The organism is Vibrio sp. YT-16, from assembly GCF_033337405.1.
Lineage (GTDB): Bacteria > Pseudomonadota > Gammaproteobacteria > Enterobacterales > Vibrionaceae > Vibrio > Vibrio alginolyticus.
The window spans coordinates 23,669-42,968 of record NZ_JAWOQQ010000021.1; the positions used below are offsets into that span (position 1 = coordinate 23,669).

At 45.4% G+C, this 19,300-nt stretch carries 20 protein-coding genes; 18 read left to right on the forward strand and 2 right to left on the reverse strand.

Features of this window, described 5'->3' with window-relative positions:
- Window positions 1-86 precede the first annotated feature (86 nt).
- Window positions 87-1,400: an isocitrate lyase gene (gene aceA / locus R7F07_RS22320; RefSeq protein ID WP_005381733.1), complete on the forward strand. Its 1,314-nt coding sequence runs from the start codon at window positions 87-89 to the stop codon at window positions 1,398-1,400.
- 123 nt (window positions 1,401-1,523) lie between these two features.
- On the opposite strand, the gene R7F07_RS22325 is transcribed toward aceA, so the two are convergent.
- The gene (locus R7F07_RS22325; protein ID WP_017820562.1) at window positions 1,524-1,973 is read right to left on the reverse strand and encodes a CBS domain-containing protein; all 450 of its coding nucleotides are present in this window, start codon (window positions 1,971-1,973) and stop codon (window positions 1,524-1,526) included.
- Between the two features lie 312 nt (window positions 1,974-2,285).
- Between R7F07_RS22325 and R7F07_RS22330 the strand changes: the two genes are divergently transcribed.
- From R7F07_RS22330 to secF, 6 genes are all read left to right on the forward strand, one after another.
- Window positions 2,286-3,452 carry a trypsin-like serine protease gene (locus R7F07_RS22330; RefSeq protein WP_053302967.1) on the forward strand — a complete coding sequence of 389 codons (1,167 nt, stop codon included), beginning with the start codon at window positions 2,286-2,288 and terminating at the stop codon, window positions 3,450-3,452.
- A gap of 268 nt (window positions 3,453-3,720) precedes the next feature.
- On the forward strand, window positions 3,721-4,773 hold the full coding sequence (queA, locus tag R7F07_RS22335) for a tRNA preQ1(34) S-adenosylmethionine ribosyltransferase-isomerase QueA (RefSeq protein ID WP_318110561.1): 1,053 nt from the start codon (window positions 3,721-3,723) through the stop codon (window positions 4,771-4,773).
- A 147-nt stretch (window positions 4,774-4,920) separates the two neighbouring features.
- Complete coding sequence (gene tgt, locus R7F07_RS22340; protein WP_054575095.1) at window positions 4,921-6,057, forward strand: tRNA guanosine(34) transglycosylase Tgt; 1,137 nt, start codon at window positions 4,921-4,923, stop codon at window positions 6,055-6,057.
- A 177-nt stretch (window positions 6,058-6,234) separates the two neighbouring features.
- Complete coding sequence (gene yajC / locus R7F07_RS22345; RefSeq protein ID WP_005381725.1) at window positions 6,235-6,564, forward strand: preprotein translocase subunit YajC; 330 nt, start codon at window positions 6,235-6,237, stop codon at window positions 6,562-6,564.
- Window positions 6,565-6,585: 21 nt separating this feature from the next.
- Window positions 6,586-8,442, forward strand: a complete 1,857-nt coding sequence (gene secD, locus R7F07_RS22350) for a protein translocase subunit SecD (protein WP_005381724.1) — start codon at window positions 6,586-6,588, stop codon at window positions 8,440-8,442.
- 14 nt (window positions 8,443-8,456) lie between these two features.
- Window positions 8,457-9,404 carry a protein translocase subunit SecF gene (secF, locus tag R7F07_RS22355; RefSeq protein WP_005383689.1) on the forward strand — a complete coding sequence of 316 codons (948 nt, stop codon included), beginning with the start codon at window positions 8,457-8,459 and terminating at the stop codon, window positions 9,402-9,404.
- A gap of 209 nt (window positions 9,405-9,613) precedes the next feature.
- Here the strand turns inward: secF and suhB are convergent, their stop codons facing one another.
- Window positions 9,614-10,417: an inositol-1-monophosphatase gene (gene suhB / locus R7F07_RS22360; RefSeq protein WP_171342991.1), complete on the reverse strand. Its 804-nt coding sequence runs from the start codon at window positions 10,415-10,417 to the stop codon at window positions 9,614-9,616.
- Between the two features lie 231 nt (window positions 10,418-10,648).
- Here suhB and trmJ point away from each other — a divergent pair, with 231 nt between their 5' ends.
- The 11 genes from trmJ (at window position 10,649) to ndk (ending at window position 19,077) form a co-directional block, all read left to right on the forward strand.
- A complete protein-coding gene (trmJ, locus tag R7F07_RS22365; protein ID WP_005383693.1) occupies window positions 10,649-11,368 on the forward strand; it encodes a tRNA (cytosine(32)/uridine(32)-2'-O)-methyltransferase TrmJ in 720 nt (239 codons plus the stop codon).
- Window positions 11,369-11,493: 125 nt separating this feature from the next.
- Window positions 11,494-12,000 (forward strand): Fe-S cluster assembly transcriptional regulator IscR, encoded by a 507-nt coding sequence (iscR, locus tag R7F07_RS22370; protein WP_005381720.1) that lies wholly within the window; start codon window positions 11,494-11,496, stop codon window positions 11,998-12,000.
- A gap of 28 nt (window positions 12,001-12,028) precedes the next feature.
- Window positions 12,029-13,243, forward strand: a complete 1,215-nt coding sequence (locus R7F07_RS22375) for an IscS subfamily cysteine desulfurase (protein ID WP_025768862.1) — start codon at window positions 12,029-12,031, stop codon at window positions 13,241-13,243.
- Between the two features lie 38 nt (window positions 13,244-13,281).
- Window positions 13,282-13,665, forward strand: coding sequence for a Fe-S cluster assembly scaffold IscU (iscU, locus tag R7F07_RS22380; protein WP_005381718.1), 384 nt, complete (start codon window positions 13,282-13,284; stop codon window positions 13,663-13,665).
- A 70-nt stretch (window positions 13,666-13,735) separates the two neighbouring features.
- Window positions 13,736-14,059, forward strand: coding sequence for an iron-sulfur cluster assembly protein IscA (iscA, locus tag R7F07_RS22385; RefSeq protein WP_005391554.1), 324 nt, complete (start codon window positions 13,736-13,738; stop codon window positions 14,057-14,059).
- Between the two features lie 55 nt (window positions 14,060-14,114).
- Window positions 14,115-14,630, forward strand: coding sequence for a co-chaperone HscB (gene hscB / locus R7F07_RS22390; protein ID WP_171342992.1), 516 nt, complete (start codon window positions 14,115-14,117; stop codon window positions 14,628-14,630).
- 21 nt (window positions 14,631-14,651) lie between these two features.
- Window positions 14,652-16,505, forward strand: coding sequence for a Fe-S protein assembly chaperone HscA (gene hscA / locus R7F07_RS22395; RefSeq protein ID WP_017820567.1), 1,854 nt, complete (start codon window positions 14,652-14,654; stop codon window positions 16,503-16,505).
- Window positions 16,506-16,518: 13 nt separating this feature from the next.
- The gene (fdx, locus tag R7F07_RS22400; RefSeq protein WP_171342993.1) at window positions 16,519-16,857 is read left to right on the forward strand and encodes an ISC system 2Fe-2S type ferredoxin; all 339 of its coding nucleotides are present in this window, start codon (window positions 16,519-16,521) and stop codon (window positions 16,855-16,857) included.
- A gap of 44 nt (window positions 16,858-16,901) precedes the next feature.
- Window positions 16,902-17,096: a Fe-S cluster assembly protein IscX gene (iscX, locus tag R7F07_RS22405; protein WP_005381711.1), complete on the forward strand. Its 195-nt coding sequence runs from the start codon at window positions 16,902-16,904 to the stop codon at window positions 17,094-17,096.
- 161 nt (window positions 17,097-17,257) lie between these two features.
- Entirely contained in the window at window positions 17,258-18,556 is a 1,299-nt protein-coding gene (gene pepB, locus R7F07_RS22410) for an aminopeptidase PepB (protein ID WP_005381709.1), read from the forward strand.
- 95 nt (window positions 18,557-18,651) lie between these two features.
- The gene (gene ndk, locus R7F07_RS22415; RefSeq protein WP_005381702.1) at window positions 18,652-19,077 is read left to right on the forward strand and encodes a nucleoside-diphosphate kinase; all 426 of its coding nucleotides are present in this window, start codon (window positions 18,652-18,654) and stop codon (window positions 19,075-19,077) included.
- The last annotated feature ends 223 nt before the right edge of the window (window positions 19,078-19,300 follow it).

A 19,300-nucleotide genomic window follows, 5' to 3' on the forward strand; every position in this document is an offset into this window, starting at 1 on the left:
TTTTCAAGGCAGATAGGGAAGTACTGCCTGAGAACGGAAACTCAACGCACACGCATAAAGTGCAAATTATAAAGAGGGATAGACCAATGACTAACTTAACTCGCCGCCAACAAATTGAAGCTCTGGAAAAAGACTGGGCAACTAACCCACGCTGGAAAAATGTGAAGCGTACTTACACTGCCGAGGAAGTGGTGGAACTGCGTGGCTCTATGGTGCCTGCAAACACAATTGCACAACGTGGTGCAGACAAACTTTGGTCACTGGTCAACGGTAGTGCGAAAAAAGGTTACGTAAACTGTCTTGGTGCGCTAACGGGTGGTCAAGCCGTTCAACAAGCTAAGGCAGGTATTGAAGCGATCTATCTGTCAGGCTGGCAGGTAGCGGCGGATAACAACACCGCTTCGACGATGTATCCAGACCAATCTCTTTACCCAGTAGATTCTGTACCGTCAGTAGTAAAGCGTATCAACAACTCATTCCGTCGTGCAGACCAAATTCAGTGGGCTGCTGGTAAGACGCCTGAAGATGAAGGTGGTATTGATTACTTCCTACCTATCGTAGCGGATGCTGAAGCGGGCTTTGGTGGTGTGCTTAACGCTTACGAACTAATGAAATCGATGATCGAAGCCGGTGCCGCGGGCGTTCACTTTGAAGACCAGTTAGCATCGGTGAAAAAGTGTGGTCATATGGGGGGTAAGGTATTAGTTCCTACGCAAGAAGCGGTACAAAAGCTCGTTGCAGCTCGTTTGGCTGCTGACGTAGCGGGAACAACAACATTAGTTATTGCTCGTACTGATGCGAATGCGGCGGATCTCATTACTTCAGATTGCGACCCATATGATAAAGACTTTATTGAAGGTGAGCGTACTCAAGAAGGTTTCTACCGCGTTCGCGCGGGTATCGACCAAGCTATCTCTCGCGGTCTGGCTTACGCACCATATGCAGACTTGATTTGGTGTGAAACGGCTACGCCATGTTTGGAAGAAGCACGTAAGTTTGCAGAAGCAATTCACGCTGAATACCCAGATCAATTGTTGGCGTACAACTGCTCGCCTTCATTCAACTGGGAGAAAAACCTAGATGCAGAAACCATTGCTAAGTTCCAACAAGAGCTTGCAGACATGGGCTACAAGTACCAATTCATCACGCTAGCAGGCATTCACAACATGTGGTTCAACATGTTTGAACTGGCACACGCTTACGCTCAAGGTGAGGGTATGCGTCATTATGTTGAGAAAGTTCAGCGTCCTGAATTCCAAGCAGCTGAAAAAGGCTATACGTTTGTTGCGCACCAACAAGAAGTAGGTACAGGTTACTTCGATAGAATGACCAATACTATCCAAGGTGGTAACTCTTCAGTGACAGCATTGACAGGTTCGACCGAAGAAGACCAATTCTAATTGGCAGAGAAACACTTCCTTAATCAGCGTCAGTAATGGCATTTTGAGCGGCAACCCTGCCGCTCTTTTTTCGTTTAACCGGTGTAAAAACGAAACTTACAACAAAGAGAATACGCTTGCGTACTACTCTTCCTGCTCGATTTCTTCAGGTTCCACTTCTTCTTGTAGTTCCAATAAGTTAATCGCAATCGTCACGAAGTCACTATCAGTAATAATGCCGACCAATCGACCTTTGGTGACAACAGGTAGACAGCCAACTTTATGCTTTTGCATATAGATAGCGCTCTCTTTGAGCCCCGCGATAGGCTCTGCCGTCATGATGTTGGTGTGCATCATTTCGTAGAGCGGTGTGTCTAAAGTAAAAGATTGTTCAGCCTCATCTGGGTGCAAGCTCGATTCTTGAGCAGCAAGAATGTCGCGTTGAGTCACCAAGCCTTGTAAGTGGTTATTGGCATCAACAACCGGAATGTGTCGAATATCAAGCGCATCCATCATGCTTTTTGCATCACGCAAGGTGTGCGTGCGCAGTAAGGTATGAGGATTACGAGTCATCATGTCTTCAACCTTGATCATAGAGACCTCCAGCGGCATTGTCCTTCTCTTAAATATAGAGAATATTTTTCTGTATATCTGGGAGCTAACTCGTTTTTCATCAATTAAATAGCACAATGCTGATGGGCTGCGTAATCTGTGTTTTATTGGTGTTTTTATTAATTTGAATAAGTCGGTTTGTGTGCGAGTCAGTTGGCATTTTTAGTTAATATTGAATGTGTTCCCAAGGTAATCCAATGAATTGAATCGCACATTTTTATTCGCTGGATTTTCCAAGATTCTTCTCTCGAAGAAGATACGTCCAGGCTTACCAAATTGAAGACAGCAACCTAGATGAAACGAACAACGTGTAACAAACTTATTGCGCTGGCAGTGGCGGCATTCAGTGTGCCATCAACACAGGCGATTGTGTTAGGAGATGAACAAACCGATCCTGTTGACCGCGTTACTTTGCGAGCAAGTAATATGGCAGAGTTTCCGCTGTGTGGTGGAACGATGCTGACAGAGCAATGGGTACTGACTGCGGCGCACTGTGTGGTGATGGGACAAGGAACCAATGAAGCAACCTACTATGTGACCCCGCCGGGTGAGCTGTCGGTGAATGCGAATGTGTATGAACTTAATTCTGCAGGGCTTGATAACTTCTATCCGGTGTCTCACGTTGTGGTTCATCCGGATTACACTCGGATTTCAAAAGCTGAGACCGACAGTAATGGCAACGTGAAACCTATCCAAACCGGTTTAGATTCAGACATCGCGTTGCTGTATCTCACGCGCCCAGTGGCAAACGCGAGCTTTGCTGACCTAGCGAGTAAAGTTGACATGGAGAGTATCGAAGCACGTTTGGTGGCGGATTGGAATGATAATTACCTGACCAATCAACGTGTCGAAAATGTGCAAGTGTTTGGATGGGGGACTACTCAGCCGGATGCTTCTGAACCTTCTAATACGCTCAAAACCACCATTAGCACATTTTTACCCATCGACAAATGTTATGAGCGTTTAGAAATTGGCAGCAGTTTTCCGGGGATCATTGATTCAAGAGACAACCAAACCAAAATTTGTACGCTACCAACACAAAACCATGTATTGGAGCCAGATAGCCATACTCAATATGGCAACTCTGCATGTAAAGGTGACAGTGGTGGCCCGTTGGTCGATGTGGCGACCGGCAAACAAATTGGTATTGTTAGTGGCGGCCCCCTTATTCTACCAACGTGTGGCTCTTTGACGATCCCAAGTTTCTACACCAAGGTGAGCCACTATTACGACTGGGTACAGTCTTACATCACTGCCGATGCGCCACCAAGTCGTTACATCATTGCGCCGAATTTTATCAAAAGTGCTAACAATGAAAGTGGTGACAATAAAGAGTGTCACGATGGCATTGCGACCAATAACTGTGATTTCAAAGGCTCAGATGATGAAGGTGGCAGTCTAGGGTTTTGGTTATTGGGTTTATTCGTGCCGTTATTCTTGTGGCGAAAGCGTGAGGTTTGATAGGGCGATTGGAATGCCAAACTAATAAGCAGCGGTATACGCTGCTTTGCTTTTTTCATGTTCTCTCTTTTGGGCTCAAATTAAAAATAGTGCCAAGTAATCGAGGCTTTTCACGTTTTATTACACTCTTCACCATGGCTTTTACTGCTATATTCTGGTGATTTGCTTGCTATTGCAGCATGTAAACATATACTAGTCTGCTGCGAAAAACTCGTCGCAATTTTATCGTCGCCTAGACGTGATTTGACCAATAGATAAGACAAGTAACATGCAAGTATCAGATTTCCATTTCGACCTTCCAGATGAACTCATCGCTCGCTACCCTCAACCAGAGCGTACCGCTAGCCGACTGCTGCAAATGGACGGCAATACCGGAGAGCTCATTGATGGCACATTTACTGATGTATTGGGCCAAGTTCAACCCGGTGACTTAGTGGTGTTTAATAATACACGTGTTATTCCTGCTCGTCTTTTTGGCCGCAAGGAATCGGGCGGTAAATTAGAAGTGCTAGTGGAGCGCATGTTGGATGAGAAAAGCATCCTCGCGCACGTTCGTTGCTCTAAATCACCAAAACCAGGTACAACCATTATTGTTGGCGAGAATGATGAATATTCAGCAGAAATGGTTGCACGCCATGATGCTTTATTTGAACTGAAATTTAGTTCTGATAAGACGGTACTAGAAATTCTGGAAGAAATCGGCCATATGCCGCTTCCTCCTTACATCGACCGTCCAGACGAAGATGCAGATAAAGAGCGTTACCAAACGGTATATAATCAAAAGCCAGGTGCGGTTGCGGCACCGACGGCGGGCCTTCACTTTGATGATGTTCTCTTGGAGAAAATCAAAGCGAAAGGTGCAGAGTTTGCTTACGTTACTTTGCACGTTGGGGCGGGTACATTCCAGCCAGTAAAAGTGGAAAATATCAACGATCACCACATGCATGCCGAGTACGTAGAAGTACCACAAGAAGTCGTCGACGCAATTAAAGCGACGAAAGCGCGTGGCGGACAAATTATTGCTGTTGGTACCACATCTGTGCGTTCACTTGAAAGTGCAGCGCAAGACGCATTGCAAAAAGGGACTGAGCTGGCCCCATTCTTTGGCGATACTGAAATCTTTATTTTCCCTGGTTACGAATATCAGCTAGTGGATTGCTTGATCACAAACTTCCACTTGCCTGAATCAACACTGATCATGTTGGTGAGTGCATTTGCTGGATACGAGAACACCATGAATGCTTACAAACATGCGGTGGAAAACAAATACCGTTTCTTCTCGTATGGCGATTCAATGTTCATCAAGAAGAAAACGGCGTAGTTAAAAATAGATTTACGAGTGCTAGCAGTAAGCTAGGAAATAAAGCATCCATTGCTTTGTCTCTCGCAAGGAAAAGCGACCGCTCCTTAAAGTAGGGTAGAGCCCTAAACACTCAGTCAGACTGTTTCTCTGACACCCGGAGGCATCGTGAAATTAAAATTCGATCTTAAGAAGAAAAACGGCAATGCACGTCGTGGTCAACTGACTTTCGAACGCGGCACTGTTCAAACTCCTGCGTTCATGCCAGTAGGTACTTACGGTACCGTTAAAGGTATGACACCAGAAGAAGTAAAAGGTACTGGTGCAGAAATTCTGCTAGGTAATACGTTCCACCTGTGGCTACGTCCTGGTCAAGAAGTGATGAAAATGCACGGTGACCTGCACGATTTTATGAACTGGCACGGTCCTATTCTTACTGATTCAGGCGGCTTCCAAGTATTCAGCCTTGGTAAGATGCGTACGATCACTGAAGAAGGTGTCCATTTTCGTAACCCAGTAAACGGTGACAAGATTTTCATGGACGCAGAAAAGTCGATGGAAATTCAAAAAGACCTGGGCTCTGACATCGTTATGATTTTTGACGAGTGTACGCCTTACCCAGCGACACACGATGAAGCGAAGAAATCGATGGAAATGTCATTACGCTGGGCACAGCGTTCACGTGACCACTTCGAGAAGCTAGAAAACCCGAACAACCTATTTGGTATTGTTCAAGGTGGTGTTTACGAAGATTTACGTGATGTGTCGGTAAAAGGTCTAACGGAAATCGGTTTTGACGGTTACGCGGTTGGTGGTTTGGCAGTAGGTGAGCCTAAAGAAGACATGCACCGTATTCTTGAGCATACTTGTCCTCAACTTCCTGAAGACAAACCTCGCTACTTGATGGGCGTAGGTAAGCCAGAAGACTTGGTTGAAGGTGTTCGTCGTGGTATCGACATGTTTGACTGTGTAATGCCAACGCGTAACGCACGTAATGGTCACTTATTTGTGACTGGTGGTGTGATCAAGATCCGTAATGCGAAACATAAAACGGATACAACACCATTGGATCCGCATTGTGACTGTTACACTTGTCAAAACTACAGCAAGTCGTACCTTCACCATTTAGAGCGTTGTAATGAAATCTTAGGCGCTCGCTTGAATACAATCCATAACCTGCGTTACTACCAGCGTCTGATGGAAAGCATTCGTAAAGCAATTGATGAAGATCGCTTCGATGAATTTGTTACTGAGTTCTATGATCGTCGTGGCCGTGAAGTGCCACCACTGGCAAAAGAGCAGTAATTGAAAAACTAAAAGAATTAAAGCCTTTGGCATGTCGCCAGAGGCTTTTGCTAATAAAGTAGGCTAACGCACGTTATTTTTGAGAGAGCGATCTCTATTAGTTACTCTCAGACTTGAATCTAAAATGCGAAAGCCCAATTTGTTTGATTATCAATAAAATATAATGAGGATGTTTTAATGTTTATTTCTCAGGCTCACGCAGCAGCAGAAGGCGCGCCAGCAGGCGGTGGTTTTGAAATGCTAATCATGCTTGGCATGTTCGCAGTGATCTTTTACTTCATGATTTACCGCCCACAAGCGAAACGCGTAAAAGAACACAAAAACCTAATGGCTTCTATGGGCAAAGGCGACGAAGTTTTAACTAGCGGTGGCCTAGTGGGTAAAATCACTAAGATTGCTGAAGACAATGACTACATTTCAATTGAGCTTAACGCGAACAATGAAGTAGTAATCAAGAAAGACTTCATCACTGCAGTGCTACCAAAAGGTACGCTTAAGTCTCTATAAAACAGCTAAAGGATCCTCGCTGTGCTAAACCGTTATCCATTATGGAAGTACTTGATGGTGCTTTTTGCCATCATCACCGCTGCGTTATACGCACTTCCAAATATCTACGGTGAAGATCCGGCTATTCAAGTTACAGGGGCGCGTGGCGCCTCTGTAGATATGTCAACGCTGGATGCTGTCACTACTGCTCTTAACAAAGAGCAACTTTCTCATAAATCCATTGCTCTCGAAGATGGATCAATTCTTGTTCGTTTTAACGACACTGACACACAAATCAGTGCTCGTGATGTCATCAGCGAAGCGCTAGGCAAAGACACAATTGTTGCACTTAACCTTGCACCTTCTACACCCGATTGGCTAGAAGCGATTGGCGCGTCACCATTGAAGCTAGGTCTTGACCTTCGCGGTGGTGTTCACTTCTTAATGGAAGTGGATATGGATGCAGCGATGGAAAAGCTTGTTGGTCAACAAGAAGAAGCTTTCCGTAGCGAACTTCGTGACGCCAAGATTCGTTACCGTGCAATCCGCCCTTCTGGAAAAGAAGCGGTAGAAGTGTTGTTGCGTAACGAAGAGCAATTAGCAGAAGCGAAAGCAACGCTAGAAAAGAATCACCCGGACATGATTTTTGTCGATTCTGATTCAAATGGCCGTTACGCTCTTACTGCAACCTTTACTGAGCAACGTTTACAAGAGATCCGTAACTATGCTGTTGAGCAAAACATTACGATTTTACGTAATCGTGTCAACGAACTAGGTGTTGCGGAACCATTGGTTCAACGTCAAGGTGCTAGTCGCATTGTAGTTGAACTGCCTGGTGTTCAAGATACTGCTCGTGCAAAAGAAATTCTCGGAGCTACGGCAACGCTTGAATTCCGCGAAGTTGATGATAAAGCTGACCTATCGGCAGCGGCAAATGGTCGTGCGCCAGCAGGTAGTGAAATCAAGATGGACCGTGATGGTCGCCCAGTTGTGCTTAAGAAGCGCGTTATTCTTGGCGGTCAAAGCATCACAGATGCAAGCTCAAGTGTTGATGAATATGGTCGTCCACAAGTTAACATCTCGCTAGACAGCGAAGGTGGTAATAAGATGTCTGCGTTCTCTAAGAAGAACATTGGTAAGCTAATGGCTACCGTGTTTGCAGAATACAAAGACAGTGGCCGTCGTACGCCTGAAGGCAAAGTTATTCTGGATAAGCATGAAGAAGTCATCAACCAAGCAACGATTCAATCGGCTCTTGGTCGTAACTTCCGTATCACAGGTATCGATTCTGCTGCAGAAGCACACAACCTAGCACTTCTACTACGTGCTGGTGCACTGATTGCACCTATCTCTATCGTTGAAGAACGTACCATTGGTCCATCAATGGGCCAGCAAAACATCGATATGGGTATCCAAGCATGTATCTGGGGTATGGTTGCCGTAATGCTATTTACGCTGCTTTACTACCGCGGCTTTGGTTTGATTGCAAACATCGCTCTAATGGCAAACTTAGTGCTTATCATTGGTGTTATGTCGATGATTCCAGGCGCTACCATGACGCTTCCGGGGATAGCCGGTATCGTGTTAACAGTCGGTATGGCGGTTGATGCGAACGTACTGATCTTCGAGCGTATCCGTGAAGAGATTCGTGATGGACGCAGTCCACAACAAGCGATTCACCAAGGTTACGCGAATGCATTCAGCACGATTGCTGATGCGAACATCACAACACTAATTACTGCAATCATTCTATTTGCGGTCGGTACAGGTGCGGTGAAAGGTTTCGCAGTTACTCTATCTATCGGTATCTTAACTTCAATGTTCACCGCCATTATTGGTACACGTTGTATCGTGAACCTGATCTACGGTGGCAAACGCGTTGATAAATTGTCGATCTAAGGCTGGGAATTAATATGTTTCAAATTCTAAAAGCAGAGAAGACGATCGGCTTTATGCGTTGGTCGAAAGTAGCATTCGTTTTTTCAATTATAATGATTGCTGCTTCTATCTTCACTTTGTCAACCAAGTGGCTTAATTGGGGTCTAGATTTCACTGGCGGTACGCTTATCGAGGTCGGTTTTGAACAGCCAGCAAACCTTGAAGAGATTCGTGCAGCACTAGATTCAAAAGGCTTTGGCGATGCGACAGTACAAAACTTCGGTAGTGCTCGTGAAGTCATGGTCCGTCTTCGTCCACGTGATGACGTTTCTGGTGAAACGCTAGGTAACCAAATCATTGGTGCTATCAAAGATGGTACTGGCGAAAGCGTAGAAATGCGTCGTATTGAGTTCGTAGGTCCCAACGTTGGTGATGAGCTAACAGAAGCTGGTGGTCTAGCGATCTTGGTATCGCTGATCTGTATCCTGCTTTATGTATCGATGCGATTTGAATGGCGTCTAGCGGCTGGTGCGGTAATGGCATTGGCTCACGATATAATTATCACGCTAGGTGTCTTTTCGTTTCTACAAATTGAAGTTGACCTGACTATCGTAGCTGCGCTACTGACGGTTGTGGGCTACTCACTCAACGATACCATCGTTGTATTTGACCGGATTCGTGAAAACTTCCGTAAGATGCGTAAGGGTGAACCTTCGGACATCATGGACGCTTCAATCACTCAAACATTGAGCCGTACATTGATTACATCTGGTACGACGTTGTTCGTGGTAATTGCACTGTTCATGCAGGGTGGTGCTATGATTCACGGCTTTGCAACCGCACTTTTACTCGGTATCACTGTAGGTACTTACTCTTCTATCTACGTAGCATCAGCACTGGCTCTAAAACTGGGTATCCAGAAAGAGCACTTGATGCCACCTCAAGTAGAAAAAGAAGGTGCAGAGTTCGACGAAATGCCATAAGGCAGATTGAGAACCGAAAACAAAAACCGCTGAACAATCAGCGGTTTTTTTGTATCTGAATAGAGTCGTGAGCTTGCCGAACCTCATTGTATGGAGAGCCTTACATTGCAGCTAAGTAGATACGGTTCGGTAGATACAAAAAAGCCCCGCTCATTGAGCGGGGCTTTCTAAAGTCATCAGCGTGACGGGCTAAATATGACTTTCAAATCTTACTTAAGGATCGCGCTGTTACCGTTTTCGCGGATGTGCTTAAGGATAGATTTTACGCCACGAGCGCTTGAAGCAACGATGTTACCAGACTTCATGTAGTCAGTGCCGCCAGCAAAGTCTGTTAGGATTGCGCCAGCTTCACGAGCAATAAGCTCACCTGCTGCCATATCCCAAGGTTTTAGGCCTAGTTCGAAGTAGCCATCAACACGGCCAGCAGCCACGTAACAAAGGTCAAGAGCAGCAGAGCCGCTACGACGGAAATCAGCACATTCAGTGAATAGCGCACCAACGATCTTGATGTAAGACTCAGCGTGTTGTTTCTGCTTGAATGGGAAGCCTGTTGCTAGAACAGTACCTTGAAGGTCTTTTAGTTGAGCAACACGAATACGCGCACTGTTTATTTGAGCGCCGGCACCGCGTTGTGCAGTGAATAGCTCGTTTTGCATTGGATCGTAAACACAAGCAACTTCAGTTTTACCCTTAATACGAACAGCGATAGAAACCGCGAAAGTTGGGTAACCTTTTACAAAGTTAGTGGTGCCATCCAGTGGGTCGATGATCCATTGTACGTCTTTATCTTTACCTTCGATAAGACCTTGTTCTTCAGCAACGATACAGTGCTCAGGGTAAGACTGCTTGATAGTATCGATGATGATGTATTCTGCTTCTTTGTCTACGTTAGTGACAAAGTCATTAGTGCCTTTAAGAGTAGATTCTACTTTATCAGTGTTTTCTAATGATTTAGCAATATGATTGCCTGCCTTTCGCGCAGCGCGAATAGCAATGTTTAGCATTGGATGCATACGAATTTCCCAACGGATGTTAAAGAACAAATGAAAGCGGCGGCGAGTATACCAGAGATAATTAAAAAGGGAAGTGGTTATTTTTTGTTCTAAATGCGGCTGGTTGAGTGTACAGAGCATACTGCGGACGAGAACAATAACCAAGAATGAGAAGAGAGGTCTGCTTGCCTCTAGGGTGTCTTAAAAAACTATGATAACATTCTGCGGTTTTAATTTAGGTAGCAAACACAGATGTTGGATCAAGTAAAAATTGTACTCGTAGGTACCTCTCATTCAGGCAATATTGGCTCAGCAGCTCGAGCAATGAAAGTGATGGGTTTAAACCAACTAGTATTAGTCGATCCACAATGTGAAGTGGATGAACAAACTCTTGCTTTAGCTGCGGGTGCTGGTGATATTGCTCAAAATGCAAAGATTGTCGGCACATTAGAAGAAGCGGTTGAAGATTGTGGCCTTGTTGTGGGTTCTAGCGCCCGCTCTCGTACATTAGAATGGCCAATGCTCGAGCCACGTGAATGCGGTGAGAAATTTGCAGTTGAAGGCCGAAAGCATCCGGTTGCGCTCGTGTTTGGCCGAGAAAGAACTGGTTTGACAAACGAAGAGCTACAAAAGTGCCACTACCATGTTTGTATTCCCGCTAATCCTGAGTACAGCTCGCTTAACCTAGCGATGGCTGTACAAACTCTCAGTTACGAAGTGCGAGTTGCACACTTGAACTTAGAGCAAAGCCAGTTTTCCCCAAATGAATCGGAAGAATACCCGCGTCATCGAGAACTCGAAATGTTCTTCGAGCATCTTGAAAAGGTGATGGTTGAGACCCAGTTTATTAACAAAGAGCAACCTGGACAGGTGATGAATAAGTTGCGCCGTTTGTTCTCTCGTGCTCGACCAGAAACCCAAGAACTTAATATTCTACGAGGCGTTTTGACTTCGATAGAAAAGAAGTTCTGAGTGAATAATAACCGCTTTAGGTGTAAGGATGAATACCTGAGTAAAATGGTCAAATAAATACTTGACCAAATTACTCAGGTATGGAAAAATCTTAACCATTACAAACCATGTGGATACGGTGTGGTATGAAACTTACATCTAAAGGAAGATATGCGGTGACAGCCATGCTGGATGTGGCACTGCATTCGCAACAAAACCCTGTACCTCTGGCTGATATTTCAGAGCGTCAAGGGATCTCGCTCTCTTACTTAGAGCAGCTATTTTCAAAATTGCGTAAAGCAGGTCTCGTTGCCAGCGTTCGTGGTCCTGGTGGTGGTTACCGACTTGGTGCCGACGCTCACAGTATCGCTATTGGTACCGTGATTGCTGCCGTTGATGAGTCAGTAGATGCAACCAAATGCCAAGGTAAAGGAGATTGCCAAGGTGGAACACGTTGCCTTACTCACACGCTGTGGCGTGACCTAAGCTCTCGCATTAGTGACTTTTTGAATAACATCACTCTTGGTGAGTTGATGACAGACAATGAAGTACTCGAAATTTCTGATCGTCAGGACATTGATCTGGCGGTAACCCATGGGCTATCAAACAAAAATACAACCGCCGCGCCCATCGGTGTAAACGTCCGCTCTTAGCGGTCAGCTTTTTACATTGGAGTAGAGAATGAAACTGCCGATTTATCTTGATTATTCCGCTACATGTCCAGTTGATCCACGTGTTGCTGAAAAAATGGTTCAGTACATGACAATGGATGGCACATTTGGCAACCCAGCGTCACGTTCGCACCGTTACGGCTGGCAGGCAGAAGAAGCGGTCGATACTGCTCGTGAGCAAATTGCTGACCTTCTAAATGCAGATCCTCGCGAAATCGTATTTACATCTGGTGCGACAGAATCAGACAACCTTGCGATTAAAGGTGCAGCGCACTTTTACTCGAAGAAAGGCAAGCACGTAATCACTTGTAAAACAGAGCACAAAGCCGTTCTTGACCCATGTCGTCAACTTGAGCGTGAAGGCTTTGAAGTGACTTACCTTGAGCCAGAATCAAATGGCTTGATCGATCTAGAGAAGCTTAAAGCAGCCATGCGTGATGACACCGTGCTTGTGTCTATTATGCATGTAAACAACGAGATTGGTGTGGTTCAAGACATTACAGCGATCGGCGAACTGTGCCGTGAGCGTAAAATTGTTTTCCACGTGGACGCTGCGCAATCTGCAGGTAAATTACCAATCGACGTTCAAGAGATGAAAGTTGATCTAATTTCACTTTCTGCTCACAAAGTATACGGCCCTAAAGGTATCGGTGCACTTTACGTACGTCGTAAGCCTCGTATTCGTCTTGAAGCGCAAATGCACGGTGGCGGTCATGAGCGTGGTTTCCGCTCTGGTACACTTCCTACTCACCAAATCGTAGGTATGGGTGAAGCATTCCGCATTGCAAAGGAAGACATGCAAAAAGATTACGATCACGCTTTAGCGCTGCGTAACCGTCTTTTTGATGGCGTGAAAGACTTAGAAGCAGTGACGGTAAACGGTGACTTTGAGCAGCGTGTACCACACAACCTAAACATCAGTTTCGCATTCGTAGAAGGTGAATCACTACTAATGTCGCTTAAAGATCTAGCGGTATCTTCTGGTAGTGCTTGTACGTCTGCAAGTCTTGAGCCTTCTTACGTTCTTCGTGCCCTAGGCATGGATGACGAATTGGCTCACAGCTCGGTTCGTTTCTCGTTTGGTCGTTTCACGACTGAAGAAGAAATTGATTACGCAATTGAACAAATCCGCGTTGCAGTGACTAAGCTACGCGACATGTCTCCTCTATGGGATATGTACAAAGAAGGGATTGATTTGAGCACTGTTGAATGGGCTCACCATTAATCTCAGGGATTGAAATAGAGGATTCGAGGTAATTTATCATGGCATACAGCGAAAAAGTAATTGATCACTACGAGAACCCACGTAACGTTGGTTCATTCGATAAAGAAGACCCATCAGTAGGTAGCGGTATGGTTGGCGCTCCTGCGTGTGGTGACGTAATGAAGCTTCAAATCAAAGTGACACCTGAAGGTATCATCGAAGATGCGAAGTTCAAAACATACGGTTGTGGTAGTGCAATCGCATCAAGCTCACTAGTAACTGAGTGGGTAAAAGGTAAGTCAGTTGATGAAGCGGCAGCAATTAAAAACTCTGAGATTGCTGAAGAGCTAGAGCTTCCACCAGTGAAAGTTCACTGTTCTATTCTTGCTGAAGATGCAATCAAAGCAGCGGTTGCTGACTACAAGAAAAAACACCAAGAATAATTATTCCGTAATATAATGGGAGCTTTGACGCTCCCATTCCAATCGAAATTTAGACAGACTAAGGTGCAGTATGGCCATCACAATGACAGAATCAGCGGCAAGTCGCGTAAGAGCATTCCTAGATAACCGAGGCAAAGGTATCGGTTTACGTCTTGGAGTGAAGACGACTGGTTGTTCCGGCATGGCATACGTACTTGAGTTTGTTGATGAGCTCAATGAAGAAGACGAAGTATTTGAACTCTCTGGAGTGAAAATCATCATCGACAAAAAAAGCTTAGTGTACCTAGACGGTACCGAATTGGATTACGTGAAAGAAGGGTTGAATGAAGGTTTTGAATTCAACAACCCTAACGCGAAAAGTGAATGTGGTTGTGGTGAAAGCTTCAACGTCTAATTGATTGTCCTTCTGGGCAAGCGAGTCCGGAAGGCTTTACTAGGACCCGAACTTAATGAATCACTTTGAATTATTTGGGCTACCAAGTCAGTTTAAGCTGGATGGTAGCCTTCTTTCTTCTCAGTTCCGAGAACTACAAAAACGCTTCCACCCAGATAACTTTGCAACGGGATCTGAACGTGACCGTTTGATGGCGGTGCAAAAGGCAGCGCAAATCAACGATGCCTATCAAGTTCTGAAAAATCCTATCTCCCGTGCCGAGTACATCCTCGCAGAGCAGGGTGTTGAGATCCGAGGTGAACAGCAGACAATGCAAGATCCAATGTTCTTAATGGAGCAAATGGAGCTGCGCGAAGAACTGGAAGAAATTGCTGACAACACCGATCCTGAATCGGCGCTTTTTGACTTCGATTCTAAGGTCAGCAAAATGTACAAACAGCATCTGGCAAGCGTCGAGCAAGAGCTTGATGATGGTCTATGGGCTGAAGCCGCAGACCGAGTTCGTAAGCTAAAATTCATTGCCAAACTAAAGAACGAAATTGAGCTAGTCGAAGACAAACTCCTCGGCTAGTAAGCGTGACAAGGACCTATCATGGCACTACTTCAAATCGCAGAACCGGGCCAAAGCTCGGCACCTCATGAGCATAAGTTAGCAGCGGGTATCGACTTAGGTACTACCAACTCTTTGGTTGCTTCTGTACGTAGCGGCGATGCAACTCCACTTGCGGACGAGCAGGGCCGTACTATTTTACCTTCAGTCGTTAATTACGCTGAGGAAACGTTAACGGTCGGCCACGAAGCCAAAGCCAAAGCAGAGTTTGAACCAGAGAACACGATTATCTCTGTAAAACGTTTGATCGGTCGTTCATTAAAGGACATTCAGTCCCGTTACTCTTCACTTCCTTATCGTTTTAAAGAGAGTGAAAACGGCCTGCCAATTCTGCAAACACCTCAAGGTGACAAAAACCCGATTGAAGTATCTGCGGACATCCTAAAAGTATTGGGTAAGCGAGCTGAAGATACGTTAGGTGGTGAGTTAGCTGGTGTAGTTATTACCGTTCCTGCTTACTTTGATGACGCGCAACGTGCAGGTACAAAAGATGCGGCGAAATTAGCTGGTCTTCATGTTCTCCGTCTACTTAACGAACCAACCGCTGCGGCAATTGCTTATGGCCTAGACTCTGGTCAAGAAGGTGTGATTGCGGTTTACGATCTAGGTGGCGGTACTTTTGATATCTCTATCCTACGTTTATCGAAAGGCGTATTTGAAGTATTAGCAACAGGTGGCGATTCTGCATTAGGCGGTGACGACTTCGACCATCTATTTGCCGATTATTTAATGGAGCAAGCGGGTCTAGAAGCGCCGCTTTCTGCAGAAAAGAACCGTACACTGTTGAACATTGCTACTGAAGCTAAGATTGCTTTCTCTGAGCAAGACAGTGTTGACGTTGACGTTTTTGGTTGGAAAGGCACCGTGACTCGCGAGCAGTTCGAAGATCTGATTCGTCCGCTAGTGAAGAAAACCCTGATGTCTTGCCGCCGTGCGCTGAAAGATGCGGATGTCGACGCAGATGAAGTACTCGAGGTCGTCATGGTTGGTGGCTCAACCCGTACATTGCTGGTTCGTGAAATGGTAGGCGAGTTTTTTGGTCGCACACCCCTGACAAGCATTAACCCTGATGAAGTTGTTGCAATCGGCGCGGGTATCCAAGCAGACATTCTCGCGGGTAACAAGCCTGACTCTGAAATGTTGCTTCTTGATGTGATTCCACTGTCGCTCGGTATTGAAACCATGGGTGGTTTGGTCGAGAAGATCATCCCCCGCAACACTACGATTCCCGTTGCGCGTGCGCAAGAATTTACCACATTCAAAGATGGCCAAACGGCGATGAGTGTTCATGTGGTACAAGGTGAACGTGAAATGGTTGATGACTGTCGTTCACTTGCTCGCTTCTCGTTAAAAGGTATTCCTCCGATGGCAGCGGGTGCGGCACATATTCGCGTGACTTACCAAGTTGACGCTGATGGCCTTCTTTCTGTTACGGCAATGGAGAAGAGCACTGGTGTTCAATCAGAGATTCAAGTAAAACCTTCTTACGGCTTAAGTGACAATGAAGTGGCGGATATGTTGCGTGATTCAATGACGCACGCAAAAGAAGACATGCAAGCTCGTGCCTTAGCTGAGCAGCGTGTTGAAGCCGACCGAGTGATAGAAGGTTTGATTGCAGCGATGCAAGCTGATGGTGATGACTTACTATCAGAACAAGAGAAACAAAACTTGATTAAAGCCATCGAAGCCTTGATTGAGCTGCGTAATGGTGATGATGCAGATGCGATAGAGCAAGGCATTAAAGATACCGATAAAGCGAGCCAAGATTTCGCATCACGCCGTATGGATAAATCGATTCGAGCTGCGTTGTCAGGTCAATCAGTAGACGATATATAAGAGATAAGTAGTTATGCCTAAGATTATTGTATTACCACACGACGATTTGTGCCCAGAAGGTGCAGTGTTGGAAGCAAACTCTGGTGACACCGTTCTAGACGTAGCGCTAAAAAACGGTATCGGTATTGAACATGCGTGTGAGAAGTCATGTGCGTGTACTACCTGCCACGTAATCATCCGTGAAGGTTTTGATTCACTAGAAGAAAGTGAAGAACTAGAAGACGACATGCTAGATAAAGCGTGGGGTCTAGAGCCTGAGTCACGCCTAGGGTGTCAGGCGAGAGTTGCTGATGAAGACTTGGTGGTAGAAATTCCTAAATACACACTAAACCACGCTTCAGAAGATCACTAAAACTATCTTCCCAATATAGGGAAGAAGCAAAAGGAAGATGAGCAATGAAATGGACAGATTCTCGCGATATCGCGATTGAACTTTGTGACAAGTTTCCAGATGTCGATCCAAAAACAGTGCGTTTTACCGATCTTCATCAATGGATCATGGAGTTAGATGAGTTTGACGATGAGCCAAACCGTTCTAATGAAAAGATTCTAGAAGCCGTTATCATGTGCTGGATGGACGAAGCGGACTAAGTCTGTAAAACACAGCCTAGTTAACAATTCTTACTAAAAAAAGCGGACCTTTAGGTCCGTTTTTTTATCCAATTGACATTTTTGCCCTACATAATGCTAACATCCGTGAGTTATTAAAAAGAAGCAGCGTAGGCAACGCTGCTATAAGACAAGGAGAAACCATGTCTACACAGATGTCTGTATTTTTAAGTCAAGAGTCGGCAGCACCACATTGGGGTGAAAAAGCACTGCTTTCATTCGCTGAAAACGGCGCAACTATTCACTTAGGTGAAGGTCATGATCTCGGCGCAATTCAACGTGCAGCTCGTCAGCTAGATGGCCAAGGAATTCGTTCTATTTTTCTTTCTGGTGATAACTGGGATCTAGAGAGCGTATGGGCTTTCCACCAAGGGTTCCGTAACCCTAAAAAACATGGCTCAGTTGAGTGGGCAGCATTGTCTGATGAAGATCAAGCAGAGCTTCAAGCTCGTATTACTTCGACTGATTTTACCCGCGATATTATCAACAAAACGGCAGAAGAAGTTGCTCCTCGTCAGCTAGCGACAATGGCTGCTGAATTCATCAAATCTGTTGCGCCGAAAGGCACGGTGACAGCTCGTATCGTCAAAGACAAAGACTTGTTGGCAGAAGGTTGGGAAGGTATTTACGCAGTAGGCCGTGGTTCTGAGCGTACTTCTGCGATGCTTCAGTTAGACTACAACCCAACTGGTGACGAAAACGCACCTGTATTCGCATGTCTTGTGGGTAAAGGCATCACCTTTGATTCCGGTGGTTACAGCTTGAAGCCTTCTACCTTCATGAGTGCAATGAAAGCAGATATGGGTGGCTCGGGTACTATCACTGGTGGCCTAGGGTTAGCTATCTTACGCGGTTTGAACAAGCGCGTAAAACTGATCTTGTGTTGTGCTGAGAACATGGTTTCTGGCCGTGCCCTTAAGCTTGGCGACATCATCACTTACAAAAACGGCAAAACCGTTGAGATTATGAATACCGACGCGGAAGGTCGCTTGGTGCTTGCAGACGGTCTTATCTACGCTAGTGAGCAAAAGCCTGAGTTAATTATTGACTGCGCGACGCTAACAGGCGCAGCGAAGAATGCGTTAGGTAACGATTACCATGCGCTAATGAGCTTTGATGATGAGCTATCGCATCAAGCGCTTACGGCGGCAAACCAGGAAAAAGAAGGCTTGTGGCCGCTACCACTTGCTGATTTCCATCGAGAAATGCTGCCATCTAATTTTGCCGATTTATCGAATATCAGCTCTGGTGATTATTCTCCGGGTGCAAGTACTGCAGCTGCATTCTTGTCTTACTTCGTTGAGGACTACAAAAAAGGCTGGTTACATTTCGACTGTGCGGGTACGTATCGTAAAGCCGCTTCTGATAAATGGGCTGCGGGAGCAACGGGTATGGGTGTTCGTACACTTGCTCGTTTCCTCAATGAGCAAGCTGGAAAATAAGATTGATTGCAGCACTCTCTTGTTTGAGTGCTGCTCTTACCCAGTAAGTCACTTTAAAAGCACAACTATTATTACAAGTACAGAAAGGAAATTTTATGGCTCTAGAAAGAACATTTTCAATCATTAAGCCTGATGCTGTAGAGCGAAACCTAATTGGTGAAATCTACAATCGTATTGAAAAGGCTGGCCTACGTATCATCGCTGCCAAAATGGTTCACCTGACAGAAGATCAGGCAAGCGGCTTTTATGCAGAGCATGAAGGTAAAGAGTTTTTCCCTCCTCTAAAAGAGTTCATGACATCTGGTCCTATTATGGTTCAGGTATTGGAAGGCGAAAATGCGATTGCACGTTACCGCGAGCTAATGGGTAAAACCAACCCAGAGGACGCGGCATGTGGCACTTTGCGTGCTGATTACGCACTCAGCATGCGTCACAATTCAGTTCATGGTTCAGATAGCCCTGAGTCTGCCGCTCGTGAAATTGAGTTTTTCTTCCCTGAATCAGAAGTTTTCTCTCGCTAACTCGTTCATGCATCACTTTTGCGTGATGATCTAGTACGTAATAACCTCGGAATTGTCCGAGGTTTTTTATTCCGCATTCTCCATTTCACCGGCGAGTTCATTCGTAATTATTCGCGAAGATATTGGCTAATCTGAGCATTTTACAGAGGTGAAAGCTTAGTTACGTGTGTTTGTTCTCACTGTTTTCTCTGTACCACTTCTACGCTTTTGTTGTCGGTTGTCT

Excerpts from the sequence above, each read along its gene's own strand:
- aceA (WP_005381733.1), top strand. The coding sequence starts at position 87 with ATGACTAACTTAACTCGCCGCCAACAAATTGAAGCTCTGGAAAAAGAC.
- R7F07_RS22325 (WP_017820562.1), bottom strand. The coding sequence starts at position 1,973 with ATGATCAAGGTTGAAGACATGATGACTCGTAATCCTCATACCTTACTG.
- pepB (WP_005381709.1), top strand. The coding sequence starts at position 17,258 with ATGTCTACACAGATGTCTGTATTTTTAAGTCAAGAGTCGGCAGCACCA.
- trmJ (WP_005383693.1), top strand. The coding sequence starts at position 10,649 with ATGTTGGATCAAGTAAAAATTGTACTCGTAGGTACCTCTCATTCAGGC.
- secF (WP_005383689.1), top strand. The coding sequence starts at position 8,457 with ATGTTTCAAATTCTAAAAGCAGAGAAGACGATCGGCTTTATGCGTTGG.
- iscU (WP_005381718.1), top strand. The coding sequence starts at position 13,282 with ATGGCATACAGCGAAAAAGTAATTGATCACTACGAGAACCCACGTAAC.
- ndk (WP_005381702.1), top strand. The coding sequence starts at position 18,652 with ATGGCTCTAGAAAGAACATTTTCAATCATTAAGCCTGATGCTGTAGAG.
- queA (WP_318110561.1), top strand. The coding sequence starts at position 3,721 with ATGCAAGTATCAGATTTCCATTTCGACCTTCCAGATGAACTCATCGCT.
- R7F07_RS22375 (WP_025768862.1), top strand. The coding sequence starts at position 12,029 with ATGAAACTGCCGATTTATCTTGATTATTCCGCTACATGTCCAGTTGAT.
- iscR (WP_005381720.1), top strand. The coding sequence starts at position 11,494 with ATGAAACTTACATCTAAAGGAAGATATGCGGTGACAGCCATGCTGGAT.
- suhB (WP_171342991.1), bottom strand. The coding sequence starts at position 10,417 with ATGCATCCAATGCTAAACATTGCTATTCGCGCTGCGCGAAAGGCAGGC.
- iscA (WP_005391554.1), top strand. The coding sequence starts at position 13,736 with ATGGCCATCACAATGACAGAATCAGCGGCAAGTCGCGTAAGAGCATTC.
- R7F07_RS22330 (WP_053302967.1), top strand. The coding sequence starts at position 2,286 with ATGAAACGAACAACGTGTAACAAACTTATTGCGCTGGCAGTGGCGGCA.
- yajC (WP_005381725.1), top strand. The coding sequence starts at position 6,235 with ATGTTTATTTCTCAGGCTCACGCAGCAGCAGAAGGCGCGCCAGCAGGC.
- hscA (WP_017820567.1), top strand. The coding sequence starts at position 14,652 with ATGGCACTACTTCAAATCGCAGAACCGGGCCAAAGCTCGGCACCTCAT.
- fdx (WP_171342993.1), top strand. The coding sequence starts at position 16,519 with ATGCCTAAGATTATTGTATTACCACACGACGATTTGTGCCCAGAAGGT.
- hscB (WP_171342992.1), top strand. The coding sequence starts at position 14,115 with ATGAATCACTTTGAATTATTTGGGCTACCAAGTCAGTTTAAGCTGGAT.
- iscX (WP_005381711.1), top strand. The coding sequence starts at position 16,902 with ATGAAATGGACAGATTCTCGCGATATCGCGATTGAACTTTGTGACAAG.